Annotated in this window: 14 protein-coding genes; 4 read left to right on the top strand and 10 right to left on the bottom strand. The window is 34.4% G+C overall.

The genetic code is table 11. The features are described 5' to 3' along the window. Window positions 1-2: 2 nt before the first annotated feature. The 4 genes from FT993_RS01470 to FT993_RS01485 all read right to left on the bottom strand — a co-directional run bounded on the left by FT993_RS01470 (window position 3) and on the right by FT993_RS01485 (window position 4,892). Entirely contained in the window at window positions 3-1,928 is a 1,926-nt protein-coding gene (locus FT993_RS01470; RefSeq protein ID WP_147860767.1) for a BatA domain-containing protein, read from the bottom strand. Next, window positions 1,918-3,135, bottom strand: a complete 1,218-nt coding sequence (locus FT993_RS01475; RefSeq protein ID WP_147860768.1) for a GAF domain-containing sensor histidine kinase — start codon at window positions 3,133-3,135, stop codon at window positions 1,918-1,920. Before FT993_RS01475 ends, FT993_RS01470 begins: the two co-directional genes overlap by 11 nt. A gap of 68 nt (window positions 3,136-3,203) precedes the next feature. Continuing rightward, window positions 3,204-3,959, bottom strand: coding sequence for a TIGR02757 family protein (locus FT993_RS01480; RefSeq protein WP_147860769.1), 756 nt, complete (start codon window positions 3,957-3,959; stop codon window positions 3,204-3,206). 273 nt (window positions 3,960-4,232) lie between these two features. Beyond that, window positions 4,233-4,892, bottom strand: a complete 660-nt coding sequence (locus FT993_RS01485) for an ABC transporter ATP-binding protein (protein WP_147860770.1) — start codon at window positions 4,890-4,892, stop codon at window positions 4,233-4,235. 86 nt (window positions 4,893-4,978) lie between these two features. Here FT993_RS01485 and msrA point away from each other — a divergent pair, with 86 nt between their 5' ends. Together msrA and FT993_RS01495 are read left to right on the top strand one after the other, a co-directional pair. After that, the gene (msrA, locus tag FT993_RS01490; RefSeq protein ID WP_147860771.1) at window positions 4,979-5,515 is read left to right on the top strand and encodes a peptide-methionine (S)-S-oxide reductase MsrA; all 537 of its coding nucleotides are present in this window, start codon (window positions 4,979-4,981) and stop codon (window positions 5,513-5,515) included. 29 nt (window positions 5,516-5,544) lie between these two features. Then, window positions 5,545-5,838: a hypothetical protein gene (locus FT993_RS01495; protein WP_147860772.1), complete on the top strand. Its 294-nt coding sequence runs from the start codon at window positions 5,545-5,547 to the stop codon at window positions 5,836-5,838. 43 nt (window positions 5,839-5,881) lie between these two features. Here FT993_RS01495 and FT993_RS01500 read toward each other — a convergent pair whose 3' ends face one another. From FT993_RS01500 to FT993_RS01525, 6 genes are all read right to left on the bottom strand, one after another. Next, a complete protein-coding gene (locus FT993_RS01500) occupies window positions 5,882-6,217 on the bottom strand; it encodes a hypothetical protein (protein ID WP_147860773.1) in 336 nt (111 codons plus the stop codon). A 74-nt stretch (window positions 6,218-6,291) separates the two neighbouring features. Next, window positions 6,292-6,663, bottom strand: coding sequence for a hypothetical protein (locus tag FT993_RS01505; RefSeq protein ID WP_147860774.1), 372 nt, complete (start codon window positions 6,661-6,663; stop codon window positions 6,292-6,294). Between the two features lie 2 nt (window positions 6,664-6,665). Further along, window positions 6,666-7,862, bottom strand: a complete 1,197-nt coding sequence (locus FT993_RS01510) for an alanine dehydrogenase (protein WP_147860775.1) — start codon at window positions 7,860-7,862, stop codon at window positions 6,666-6,668. 54 nt (window positions 7,863-7,916) lie between these two features. Then, window positions 7,917-8,462: a hypothetical protein gene (locus FT993_RS01515; protein WP_255504390.1), complete on the bottom strand. Its 546-nt coding sequence runs from the start codon at window positions 8,460-8,462 to the stop codon at window positions 7,917-7,919. A gap of 218 nt (window positions 8,463-8,680) precedes the next feature. Next, window positions 8,681-9,115 carry a tRNA (adenosine(37)-N6)-threonylcarbamoyltransferase complex ATPase subunit type 1 TsaE gene (gene tsaE / locus FT993_RS01520; RefSeq protein WP_147860776.1) on the bottom strand — a complete coding sequence of 145 codons (435 nt, stop codon included), beginning with the start codon at window positions 9,113-9,115 and terminating at the stop codon, window positions 8,681-8,683. Window positions 9,116-9,125: 10 nt separating this feature from the next. After that, window positions 9,126-10,673 (bottom strand): response regulator, encoded by a 1,548-nt coding sequence (locus FT993_RS01525; protein ID WP_147860777.1) that lies wholly within the window; start codon window positions 10,671-10,673, stop codon window positions 9,126-9,128. Between the two features lie 34 nt (window positions 10,674-10,707). Here FT993_RS01525 and FT993_RS01530 point away from each other — a divergent pair, with 34 nt between their 5' ends. Together FT993_RS01530 and lpxD are read left to right on the top strand one after the other, a co-directional pair. After that, entirely contained in the window at window positions 10,708-11,928 is a 1,221-nt protein-coding gene (locus tag FT993_RS01530) for an HD domain-containing protein (RefSeq protein ID WP_187240730.1), read from the top strand. A 34-nt stretch (window positions 11,929-11,962) separates the two neighbouring features. Further along, a complete protein-coding gene (gene lpxD, locus FT993_RS01535; protein WP_147860779.1) occupies window positions 11,963-12,985 on the top strand; it encodes a UDP-3-O-(3-hydroxymyristoyl)glucosamine N-acyltransferase in 1,023 nt (340 codons plus the stop codon). Window positions 12,986-12,992: the final 7 nt, after the last annotated feature.

Here is a 12,992-nt window from a genome sequence, read left to right on the forward strand (position 1 = left end):
AGTTATTTGAGGCGTTTTAAAAGCAAAGTTTCTATCAGTAAAAACAGCAAGGCAAAAATAATAAACCATTTCCAAAGTTTTTGTTCCTCACTTTGTTTATTTACCAAATATGTAAAATCGGCTACAGATTTGTGTTTTTTAAAAGTTTCAAAAGTTTTAGATTCACTTTTAGTTAGTTTAGACTCTGTTCGCCGATGGTTGAAAGCCAACCGTCTGAGTGTATCTTTCCCTTTTAAAAGCTTATAAAAACCGGCAAAGTAAGGTTCTTGATTCAGCGATATTTGCAAGTAGTCATCAAAAATGCGTTGGCGAGGTATAAAGCTTTCTTGGGGATGAATTAATTGAACAATTTGATCTTTTTCTAAACTGTAAGGCAAACGAATTTCTTGATTAGTGTATGTAGTATGGTACAAGACCTCTTGTGAACCGCTATTTTTTGCGATAGTATATAAGCTGGGCACAATGAGTGGTGAGCGTTTATAATTAGAATTTTCTTTATTAAAAGCCGCAGCAAAGGCATACACATTTTTTTTCTTTACAAGAAAAGGTTCGCCTGTTGAAAAACTGATTATTTTATCTTGAATCCCCCCTAAACTGTAAGATGAGCTAACCTTTGGGTAGTCAAAATTGGTTGTTTTCTGTTTGAAAACATCTTTTAATAGCGGGTGCTCGTAGTTTATTTTTGCGATTTTTAATTCGTTTTTCTTTAAATTCTTGATAGGTATTCCTTGAGCTTTTGAAAATTGTCTTAAATTTTCATCGATTGGCTCGTCGGGTAGAATAAAAATCAATTGCTTTTCTTTGTTAACGTGCGTCTTTAAATGACCCAATAAGGCGGTAGGAATACCTTTTATTTCATTAAGTACAATTAGGTCAGCTTCTTGTAATACTTTATAGTCAATAGTGTTTAAAGTAAAGTTATAGTAAGAAAATTCGGAATCGTTTAAGAAGATATGTTTTAAAAAATCATCGCTAACCGAATTTATACTCACAATGTTTATGGGTTGAGCTTTTTGTTTAGTGAAATAAAGATAATTGTCATATGCCAGATCATTTTGGTCTACCTCAATTCGACCTTTTTGTATGCTGTTCTGATTTATATTGAATTGCAAGGTTTGCTTTAAACTATCTTTAAAAATTAAGGTGCTTTTGCCTAATAATTTGTTGTCATCATAAACACTTACACTTATGGGTTGATCATTTGTAGCGTTTGCGCTAAAGCTAGCCCATAAATTTAGTGTTTCATTACTATTTTGCTTAACAAAGGCTGTATCTACCCTTACGTTGTCAAGCCTTTCGGTTTGATAATCAACCCAATGAAGGTCGGTTGTCTTTCCTGTAAAAGATTCGAAATTATTAGAAGGGTATAAACCATCGCTTAACATTAAGAAGGTAAACGGAAGTTTATGGTCTTCTTGTAAACTTTCTACTTTTAAATAAACTTCTTCAAATTGAGGCTGAAAGGGACTATATTCTAAATCAAATAACTCTTCTTGAAACTCATTTAAATTTATGTTGACATAAGTTTGGTTGTTGGTAACCAGATTAAAGGTTTTATCTTTTGGTAAGTTCTGAAGCAATTCTTGTTTGGCTTGTTCAAATAGACTTAATCCCTGGTGTTTTTGTTGCATACTTAGTGAATTGTCTAAATAAACATAAAGGGGTTGGTCTTCGTACTTTTTTGTTTTAGCTGGAATAAATGGTTCAGCAAAAGCTAAAATTATAGCCGATAGCATAAAAAGCCTTAAAAGCAATACCAACCATTTTTTTAATTGAGAGCTTTTTCTTGATTGCAACTCAATTTTTTTTAGAAAAGCAACATTAGTAAAGGGTATACTTTTAAATTTTCTAAACTGAAAAAGATGAATAAAAATGGGAATAAGCAGTAGGAATAACCCGTACAAAACGGCTATATTTTTAAATACCATTATCTATCACTTTTTTTAAAGTAAAACTAACGCTAGTGTATTTATTTTCTTCAGATTCTAAACATACCTCTCCACCTAATTGCTTGACTAGTTTTTGTACAGTTGGTAAGCCTATTCCGGTGCCTTTATTGCCATTTCGGTCTTGTTTCTCTTCAGTAAAAAACAACTTAAAAACATCTTTTTGTTTGTTTGTCGCGATTCCCATTCCATTATCGGTTACTGTAATCAAATAATTCAAATCGTCTTCTTTAATTTTTATATCAATCACGATCTTAGGCTTGTCGTTATACTTTAAACTGTTGCCTAACAAATTCAGTAAAATCTGCTCTAATAGAACCTTATTGGTTAGTATTTGGGTGTTTTTTTCGGGAATGTTAATCTCGCATGGCTGATTGATTTGTAGCAGATCGATAATATCCTCTAGCAGATAATTAAAATCAACAATTTGCATCTCGTTATGCGCCTCTTCTTCGCGGGCATAATAAGACAATACTCTTTCTGTATACGCACTTAACTTTAAGCCTGATGATTTTAGGTAATTTAAATAATTTTTACCCGTATCATCGATGTTTTCTTGATATTTTGCCTTGAGCAAATCTATGGTTAGTACAATATTGGCTAAAGGCATTTTAATATCGTGACTCACTTGGTTGGCGAACTGTTTAAGTTCTTTATTTTTTTGTTCTAGCGACTTTTTTATGCCATTTAAAGATTGCAAACTTTTTCTGAGCTCCAGTAAATTCATCACTTGATTGGCCAAATAGCGCATAGATTGTTTTCTAGAAGCACTTAAAGAATTTGGTTTAAAATCTACCACGCATAGGGTGCCTAAAACATTTTGTTTTTTATCGTACAACTTTATACCAAAGTAATAGCGGATAGGACTTTCTTTTTGCTGCACAAAAGGATTGTTGATAAAGCGATTGTCTTTGAACGTATTGGATACTTCAAAAAAATCTCGGTTTTGAGAAATTGTAAATTTACAAAAGGAGTCTTCTTTAGGTGTTTGTTTTATATTTAAACCATAAAAAGATTTAAACCATTGCTTGTCCTCGTCTATAAATGAAATAAAAGATACGGGCATTTGACATAAAGTAGCCGCTAGCCGAGTCAACTCATTATAAGACTGCTCATCGGGACTATTGATTATATCATAGGTTTTTAACGACTCTAACCTTCTAACTTCTTTTACCTTGCTTTTGCTCATAAAGCGATTTGGGCTTAAACTAAAATTTTAGTAAATATAAAAAACAAATACTTGGATTGTTGCTAATATTAGAATTTCTCAAAAACTCCTAGTCCAAATAAGGCAAAATCATATTTTACTGGGTCAATGGGATCTAATTTTCGAAGGGCGTGATCTAATTCTTGTACTGCTTTTAAATCATTTTGCTTACGTTTTAAAAGGTTCAATTTTCTTGCAACGTTTCCCGAATGTACATCTAATGGGCAAGACAATTGCGCTGGTTTTAAGCCCTGCCATAATCCAAAATCCACTCCTTTATCTGAGGGTCTTACCATCCACCTTAAAAACATATTTATACGCTTTGCAGCTGAATTTTTTAAAGGATCACTCACATGTTTTTGCGTTCTTTTTAAGTGCGGAATACTAAAAAATAATGCTTTAAATTGGTGAATACCGTGTGGCATTGGATTTTGATTTTCAAAAACCTTTTGTAAACCGCCATGGTGCTTATAAATATTTTGTAAAGACTTGATAAAAAATATAAAGTCTTCACCATTGAAGGTACGGTGTTTAAAGTTTAAAAGGTCTTTTAAATCGGTTTCTTGATGATTCATCACAAAATCGAATGGCGACTCTTGTAAAAGCTCATTCATTCTAAATCCGTTTTTTACTATACTTTTACGATTTCCCCAAGCGATTGTTGCAACCAAAAACGCGCTAATTTCTATATCTTCTTTTTTATTGAATTGATGCGGAATGGCAATTGGGTCGGTTTCAATAAAATCGGGTTGTTCGTAATATTCGGCTTTCGCATTTAAAAAGTCTTTCAAGTCTTGTTTGTTCATCGATTAATTTTAAAAATTCCACTTTGATTTAAACAATTAAAGGGCTCAATTTTAAATACCTAATTAAAATTTTCAAAAAAGTAAGATAAATTATTACCACAATTTATGGCTTTAAAGCCGATTATTTTGATTGTAAAAATTTAAATTTTACCAATGAGGCCTAATTATACTCTTGTTAATTTTGGTTTTTGATAAATACCGTACAGGAAAGTTATTTAAGAAATGGAGATTTGCACTAGAACTAAATCCGCGTAAGCTTTATGTTTAGCTTGATTACACAATTGCGCCATCTACCATAGTTAATTTTCTGTCGGCCATATCGGCAAGTTCTCGATTGTGCGTTACAATTACAAAAGTTTGTCCAAACTCCTCTCTCAATTTAAAGAACAATTGGTGTAAATTATCAGCCGACTCCGAATCTAAGTTTCCAGAGGGTTCATCGGCCAAAATAACAGGAGGGTTGTTGATTAAAGCGCGGGCAACCGCTACCCGCTGTTGTTCGCCTCCGCTCATTGCAGAGGGTTTGTGGTTCGCCCTGTCTTTTAAACCAAGAAAACTTAATAATTCTAATGCGCGCTTTTCTAGCTGATTTTTAGGGGTTCCTTTTATAAATCCAGGGATACAAACATTTTCTAAAGCGGTGAATTCTGGTAATAATTGATGAAATTGAAAAATGAAGCCTATATTCTCATTTCTAAAAGCCGCTAACTCTTTTTTACTAAGCTCAAGGATTTTTATTCCGTTTATTATTATCGTAGTATCTTCTTTTTTAGCTGGTTTGTCAAGTGTTCCTAAAATTTGCAATAATGTGGTTTTTCCTGCTCCAGAAGCACCTACAATAGATATTATTTCGCCGGCTTGAACTTGTAAATCTACAGCATTCAATACGTGAAAATCATCATAAAATTTATGTAAATTATGAACTTGTATCATGGACTAAATTTAAAAACTAATATATTTAGCTAAAATAATTGAATTGTGCTAAACGAGGCACAAACTTAAGGAAAAGCTTTAAAAATATGACACAAGAGGTTATTACTTTAGCCAACGGTTGCTTTTGGTGTACAGAGGCGGTTTTTCAACGATTAAAGGGAGTTGAGAAGGTGGTTTCGGGTTTTAGTGGAGGTAAGATAAAAAATCCGCCTTACCGCGAAGTGGTGCAGGGTAGAACTGGACACGCCGAGGCTATTCAGCTTTATTTTGATCCCACAATTTTAAGCCTTAAAGATGTTTTAGCCGTATTCTTTAGCACCCATGATCCTACTACCCTAAATCGACAAGGTAATGATGTGGGTACACAATACCGTAGTGCTATTTTTTATCATTCATCTGAACAAAAAGAAATAGCCCAGCAATATATTAAGTATTTAGACAAGCAGGTTTTTGAGGGTAAAATTGTTACAGAGGTGACGCCTTTTTCTGGTTTTTATCCTGCAGAAGAAGAACATTATAATTTTTACAATCGTTTTCCAAATCAGCCGTATTGCCAATATATCATTGATCCAAAAATAAAAGTTTTAAGAAATCAATTTGCTCATCTTTTAAAGGATAATTAAACTGGTATAGTTTTTGAATTTTTCCAATTATGATAGATCAAAAAAATAAAAAAAAGCTACTAATAAAAAGTTTGCTTTTTGACGGAATCGGAATGTTAAGTATGCTTATACCGGGTATTGGCCCTTTTTTGGATATTGTATGGGCGCCAGTTGCTGCTAAAAAAATGACCGAGATGTATCCCGGAACAAAAGGTAAATGGGCAGCTGCCATAGTTTTTTTAGAGGAGATTTTACCATATACAGATGTACTGCCAACTTTTACTTTAATGTGGTGTTACCAGTACTTATGGTTATCTCGTTCAAAGCCGATAGAAGTAAAATAAAAAAAGCCACCTCAATTGGTGGCTTTCTATTTATGTAGAATAATTATTCTTCTTCATCATCATCAGAAAACTCTTCTTTCAACTCAGCATCGTCAATTACTTTTTTGTTATTACTGTCTAGCTCTACAATAGGCTCGTCAAAATCTTCATCTTCATAGTCATCCTCCTCAAAATTGGCCATGGTATTTTCTAGACGTGTGCTAACTTTAACCAAATAGATGGCATCCTCGGTTTTTACCTCTACTGCCTCTACGGTTTCATTTTTAGCATTTTTAAAGGTAATAATGTGTTTATCATCATACCCGTCTGGGTACTTGTTTACCAGGAGAGTCAGTATTTCTGGTGTTAATTTCTTATAATCGACAATGACCCTTTTCATATTTCTTAAGCATTTATTTTAGTTCACAATGATAAAAAAAACATGTATATTATTATAAAACAATTGGATTATTTTTATTTTATTTCTGTCTCGATTATTCGAGCTTCATGGGTACAATTTTCAACTTTAATTCTTAATTCTTTATGCTCAATTTCGGCTTCAATTACATAGAGTTTGCAAGAATCTAAACTGGTATTACTCGCTCCAAAATCTACATTTCCAATTTGAAAAACTTTTCGCATATCGGCTGTGTCTATCTGTGCAGCTCTAAGCTGTTCTATAGTCTCTGCTTTATACACCAAGTTTTTTTGTCGAATATTTTTAAGCACTCTATCATTGGGTGAATAGTCGCAGGAGGTTCGCTTACCACTAAAAAAGAAAATAAGAATGATGATGCCAAAAAACAGTCCGACAGAATAATAGGCGAAACGGGTAATTAATTTCATATTTAAAAAATAAGTAAATGTATATCTCTATAAGGTAAATCAAACCAATTAGCTATAGACCTATTGGTTAAAATTCCGTGGTAAAAATACAAACCATTTTTTAAACCTTTGTCACATCGCAAGGTATTTTCTAGGCCTCCGTTTTCAGCTATATGCAATAAATATGGGGTGCAAATGTTGCTTAATGCTATAGATGCCGTTCGAGCAAATCTAGACGGGATATTGGGTACTCCATAATGTATAATACCGTGTTTTATAAAGGTAGGGTTATCATGACTGGTGATTTCAGAGGTTTCGACACAGCCACCCATATCTATACTCACATCGATAATCACCGATCCGGGTTTCATTTGCTCGACCATTGTCTGGCTGATGATAATAGGGGCACGATGATTTCCGCGTACTGCGGTGATTACCACATCTGCCCGTTTTAAAGCTTTTAGTAAATATTTAGGTTGTAGGGTAGAAGTGGCTAATGGCCGACTTAGTTTATATTGTAGCGCATTGAGCTTGGTAAGAGAATTGTCGAAAAATCGCACATTAGCACCTAATCCCAGCGCTGCTTTTCCGGCGAATTCGCCAACTGTACCCGCTCCAATTACCACTACCTCAGCTGGTGGAACGCCATTGATGTTCCCGAATAACAAACCATTTCCTTTAGGTTTCGAAAGTAGTTCTGATGCAATGAGAACCGCTCCCGTGCCTGCGATTTCACTTAGCGCTTTAACTGCCGGATAAGAATCGTCTTGATCTTGAATAAACTCAAAAGCCAAAGCTGTAATTTTTTTCTCCTTTAACTTTTCAAAATAACTTTTATTTAAAGTTTTTAGTTGAAGAGCCGATATTAATGTGCTGTTTTGCTGCATATAACTGAGCTCCTTAAGGCTGGGAGGTTCAACTTTAAGCACGGTTGGACAAGCAAAAATCTTAGCGGTATCTTTTGTTATTTCGGCACCTGCTTCAGAATAATCTTGATCGCTAAAATTAGTGTCTGCTCCTGCATTATGCTCAACTAGAACCCGGTGCCCGTGTGCCGTTAATGCCGCAACCGCATCTGGAGTTAAGCATATTCTTTTTTCTTGATAAGAGGTTTCACGCGGTAGGCCTATAAATAACTTACCTTTCCTTTTTTGAATTTCAAGGGTTTCTTCTTGCGGAATTAATTCGGAGTGGCTAAAAGGCGTATTGGGCTGACTCATAACAGATTATAGCTTAAGTATTATTAGTTCTAAAGCTAGCAATAATTATTAAAACTACCTAAAGAGATCTTTTAATTGTTCCCAAACTGTTTTTTTTTGCATTAGATCCGCTTCAAGCTCATCGAGATTGGTAGGGTTGATGCGCGTAATTATTCGAGCGCGTATTAGATAAATAAGCGGAATGGTGGCAAGCATTATAGGGAGTACATAAATGAGCTCGGTTTCATCGGTAATTCTTAAATCATCGTTTAACACGCTTATAAGCTGAAATAAAAACATCCCTGTAGGGATGAGAATTACGTGATACCACCAATGTTTGCAAGTAAGAAACCAAATGACTAAAAGAAATAACGGAATAAATTTGGTCATCATGGTCCAAATACTCACATTTACCTTTTCATAATAATTGCTCTCAAAGGTAAAAAGAAAAGTTTCCCAAGTTTTTGAATCTGGGAAACTTTCGTATGAGTAAAATATAAAAGGAGTTGCCGCTACTGCTAAGGCAATATAACTACCCGTTAGAAGGGATTTTAATATCTTTCTTTTCGATTGTTGTGGTTTCGGTTTGTCCTTTAATGTTGTCTTCTGTTGTGTGTTCATCAATGGCTTGAGGTGTACAAGATGTTGCTAAAAATACTAATGATACTGCTACGAAGATAAAGTTTTTAATTTTCATTTTAATAAGTTTTATTGTGATTTGTTGATACAAATCTATGAAGAAAAAACTTATTTCCACGAATTTTCTTCGCCGTACCTTTGCAAACTTTTTTTGTAAAAAAAACTGCCTGTCAATGAGTTAACTAGCTTTTATTAATGGTTTACTTTACCATATTTAACTGTTTTTTGTTTAAAATTAGGACTCTAGAAAATTCATTTTTTTTCATAATTTTTATAAGATAATGTTTTTTAGGTAATAAATTGGTGATTTTTTGAGGCCATTCGATAAAGCACCAAGAATCTTGGTTTAAATATTCTTCGAAACCAATATCATAAGCTTCTTCTTCTTGATTGATACGGTAAAAATCAAAATGAAATATAGGTCCCGATGGAGAATGATATTCATTCACCAAAGAAAAAGTTGGGCTAGAAACGCGATCCAGGCTATCTAATGCTTTAACCATAGCTTTGATTAAGGTGGTTTTACCAGCCCCCATTTCGCCTTCAAATAAAATAGGCAGTGGTTCCTGCTTAATTTTGTCAATCAATTGTTGGGCGATTTGATCTATGCTCTCAAAGGTGTAGGTAAGATTCATAATGTTTAAATTATCGGGGTGAAAAAACAGCAAACGGAATAATCATTTCTTCTAAAGATACACCACCGTGCTGGTAGGTGTTTCTGTAATAACTTACATAATGATTATAATTATTAGGATAAGCGAAAAAATAATCAGACTTGGCAAAAATAAACGAACTACTCATATGTATGCTAGGCAAACCAAATTCTTTCGGGTTTTTAACCGCGATAACCTCTTTATCTTGGTAAGATAGACTCTTGCCGGTTTTGTAACGCAAATTTAAACTGGTGTTTTTATCTCCAATAACTTTTGAAGGGTTTTTGGCATTAATGGTTCCATGGTCGGTTGTGATGATGAGCTGGAACTTTTCTTGTTGAGCGCGCTGAATCATTTCTAATAAAGGAGAGTTCTTGAACCAACTTTCGGTTAAAGAGCGGTACGACTTATCGGTTGAGGCTAACTCTTTTATCACTTCCATTTCTGTCTTGGCGTGCGATAGCATATCTACAAAATTGTAAACAACGGCCGTCAAATCATTGTTTTTTAATTGCTTAAAATCTTCAACTAGCTTTTTACCACTTTTTAAACTGGTTATCTTGTGATAGTCCATGACAAAGTCTAAGCCTAAACGTTTCATTTGTGCTTGTAAAAAATCTTTTTCATAAAGGTTTTTTCCTCCTTCGTCGGTGTCATTAAGCCACCAATCGGGATGTAGCTTTTGCATATCGGCTGGCATGAGCCCAGAGAACAAAGCATTTCTAGCATATTGAGTAGCCGTAGGAAGAATACTATAAAAAGAGTCTTCTTGTATTTTTTTAAAATATTTGTTTATTAGCGGCTCAATACTTTTGAATTGATCGTAGCGCAGGTTGTCTATTACTATGAGCAAGGTGGGTTGTTTTTTGCTTAAAATAGGAGCAATTCTCTGTTGAAACAAAGTATGCGATAAGGTTGGTGCATCTTCACCCCTTAGCCAGTTTTTATAGTTCTTATCAATAAACTTAAAAAATTGATTGTTGGCCTCAGTTTTTTGAGACTCTAAAATTTCAATCATCCCGCTGTCCTCGATATGTTCTAATTGCAGTTCCCAATACACGAGTTTTTTATATAAATCTACCCATTCTTCGTGGGAGTTGATCATATTCATATCCATGGCAATTTTTCTAAACTCTTGCTGGTAGCTGGCTGTGGTTTTTTCAGAAATTAACCTAGAATGATCTAAAATCTTTTTTAAACTGAGTAAGATTTGGTTAGGATTTACGGGCTTGATTAAGTAGTCGGCAATTTGGGCTCCAATGGCTTCTTCCATTATATACTCCTCTTCACTTTTGGTAATCATAACTACCGGTAAGTTGCTCTTTACCGATTTTATTTCAGATAAAGTCTCTAATCCCGTTATACCAGGCATATTTTCATCTAAAAGCACTACGTCAAAATTATGAACAGCAACTTCTTCTAAAGCTTCGGCCCCGCTTTGACAGGTAGTGATTTGGTATCCTTTTTTTTCTAAAAACAGTATATGAGGTTTTAATAAATCAATTTCATCATCAATCCAAAGTATGCTAATTTTATTCATATATGTATATTTGCGTTTAATTAAAATCGTTTCCTTGAACAATACAAACAAACTTAAAATATTTAACGACCCAATTTACGGATTTATTACTATTCCAAATGAGGGTATTTATGATATTTTAGAGCATCCGTACTTTCAACGCTTGCGCAGAATTTCGCAAATGGGTATGTCTTATTTAGTTTATCCAGGTGCACATCACACAAGATTTCATCATGCCTTAGGCTGCATGCATTTAATGCGAAAAAGTATAGAAGTGCTTCGTTTTAAGGGTGTTGCCATAAATGAAGAAGAAGAGAAAGCCTTGCTTATTGCTATACTGTTACACGATATAGGTCACGGTCCCTTTTCCCATGCTATGGAACATTCAATCGTAGAAAATATTGATCACGAATGGATTTCCTTGCGTTTTATGGAGGCTTTAAATCAAGAATTTAACCAAAGTTTAACGCTGGCTATCAAAATTTTCAAAGGTGAATACCATCGTAAGTTTTTTAAACAATTGATTGCAAGTCAACTGGATATTGACCGACTTGATTACCTCAAGCGAGATAGCTTTTATACCGGTGTAGCAGAGGGCAACATAAACAGCGAGCGTATTATTAGTATGTTAAATGTAGCCAATGATGAGTTGGTAATTGAGCAAAAAGGAATTTATTCGGTAGAAAAATTTTTGGTAGCTCGTAGGCTGATGTACTGGCAGGTTTATTTACACAAAACCAGTTTAGGAGCCGAGCAACTGTTAATTCGTGTGCTTAAACGCGCAAAAGAATTGGTGGCTCGTGGCGAAAAATTAAACGCCAGTGAAGCTTTGCATTTTTTCTTGAACCATCAAGTTACTACCGCAAGTTTTGATGCCGATGTCTTGAAACGATTTAGTAATTTGGATGATATAGATGTTTTGGCTGCAATGAAATCCTGGAAAGATCACCCTGATTTTGTCTTGCAAAATCTTTGTAGTATGCTATTGAATAGGGATTTGCTTAAGGTGAAACTGAAGAATAAATCCATTGGAAAAAAGAAATTGGCAGCCAAAAAAGAGAACCTAATGCAGGAATATGGTATTTCGGCACATGAAGCGGAATACTTTGTTTTTCATGGTAAGGTCAGCAATTTGGCTTATGATAATCACCAAGCCCCTATAAAGATTATGTATAAAAACCATAAGATAAAAGATGTAACCGAAGCTTCAGATCAACTGAATTTAAAGGCTTTGGCTACTCCGGTTTTAAAATACTATATCTGTTATCCAAAATAATCAGAAATTAACAATTTTTTATATTTTTGTCAGAATGAAATTTACTGCACAACAAATAGCCGAAATATTAGAAGGAGAAGTCGAAGGTAATCCCTTGGTAGAAGTTTCTAGTCTTTCGAAAATAGAAGAAGGAGAAGAAGAAAGTCTTACTTTCTTGTCTAATCCTAAATATGAAGCTTACTTGTATACCACACAAGCTAGTATTTGTATTGTGAATAAATCGCTTGAACTGCAAAAGTCAGTGAGCGCTACTTTAATCCGTGTAAACGATGCATACAAGGCATTTACACAGTTGCTTGCCTATTATAATGAGGTAAAGTTAAGTAAATCTGGAATTGAAGAGCCGCATTTTATTGGTGAGCAGTCGAGTTATGGTGAAGAAGTTTTTATTGGTGCCTTTGCTTATATTGGTAACAATGTGCAAATAGGAGATAAGGTAAAAATTTATCCGCACGCCTATATAGGAGATAATGTGCGTATCGCCGATAACAGTATTGTTTTTGCCGGAGCTAAAATATATTCAGAATCGGTTATTGGTGAAAATTGTGTAATACACGGTGGTGCTGTAATTGGTTCAGATGGTTTTGGTTTTGCTCCCGATGAAAAAGGAGAGTATCAAAAAATACCTCAAATAGGCAATGTAATTTTAGAAGATAATGTAGAAGTTGGTGCAGGAACAACCATTGATCGGGCAACCTTAGGTTCAACAATTATCCGTAAAGGGGTTAAGCTTGATAATCAAATACAAATTGCTCATAATGTAGAGATTGGCGCACATACCGCTGTTGCTGCCCAAACAGGAATTGCTGGTTCAACCAAAATAGGTAAGCATTGTCTTATTGGGGGGCAAGTAGGAATTGTAGGGCATATTAAAATTGGCGATAGAGTTAAGATACAGGCTCAAACAGGTATAGGTAGAAACGTTGAAGATGATGAGGTGCTTCAAGGCTCGCCTGCACTTGGTTATAATGATTTTAATAAATCTTATGTGCATTTTAAAAATTTACCCAGTACTATAAAAAGAATTAACGAAATTGAAAAAAAGCTTAAAGATTAAGCCTTAA

The organism is Mesonia sp. HuA40 (genome assembly GCF_008017835.1).
Lineage (GTDB): Bacteria > Bacteroidota > Bacteroidia > Flavobacteriales > Flavobacteriaceae > Mesonia.

Coding starts and splice junctions, on each gene's coding strand:
- FT993_RS01470 (WP_147860767.1), bottom strand. CDS start 1,928: ATGGTATTTAAAAATATAGCCGTTTTGTACGGGTTATTCCTACTGCTT.
- FT993_RS01475 (WP_147860768.1), bottom strand. CDS start 3,135: ATGAGCAAAAGCAAGGTAAAAGAAGTTAGAAGGTTAGAGTCGTTAAAA.
- FT993_RS01480 (WP_147860769.1), bottom strand. CDS start 3,959: ATGAACAAACAAGACTTGAAAGACTTTTTAAATGCGAAAGCCGAATAT.
- FT993_RS01485 (WP_147860770.1), bottom strand. CDS start 4,892: ATGATACAAGTTCATAATTTACATAAATTTTATGATGATTTTCACGTA.
- msrA (WP_147860771.1), top strand. CDS start 4,979: ATGACACAAGAGGTTATTACTTTAGCCAACGGTTGCTTTTGGTGTACA.
- FT993_RS01495 (WP_147860772.1), top strand. CDS start 5,545: ATGATAGATCAAAAAAATAAAAAAAAGCTACTAATAAAAAGTTTGCTT.
- FT993_RS01500 (WP_147860773.1), bottom strand. CDS start 6,217: ATGAAAAGGGTCATTGTCGATTATAAGAAATTAACACCAGAAATACTG.
- FT993_RS01505 (WP_147860774.1), bottom strand. CDS start 6,663: ATGAAATTAATTACCCGTTTCGCCTATTATTCTGTCGGACTGTTTTTT.
- FT993_RS01510 (WP_147860775.1), bottom strand. CDS start 7,862: ATGAGTCAGCCCAATACGCCTTTTAGCCACTCCGAATTAATTCCGCAA.
- FT993_RS01515 (WP_255504390.1), bottom strand. CDS start 8,462: ATGAACACACAACAGAAGACAACATTAAAGGACAAACCGAAACCACAA.
- tsaE (WP_147860776.1), bottom strand. CDS start 9,115: ATGAATCTTACCTACACCTTTGAGAGCATAGATCAAATCGCCCAACAA.
- FT993_RS01525 (WP_147860777.1), bottom strand. CDS start 10,673: ATGAATAAAATTAGCATACTTTGGATTGATGATGAAATTGATTTATTA.
- lpxD (WP_147860779.1), top strand. CDS start 11,963: ATGAAATTTACTGCACAACAAATAGCCGAAATATTAGAAGGAGAAGTC.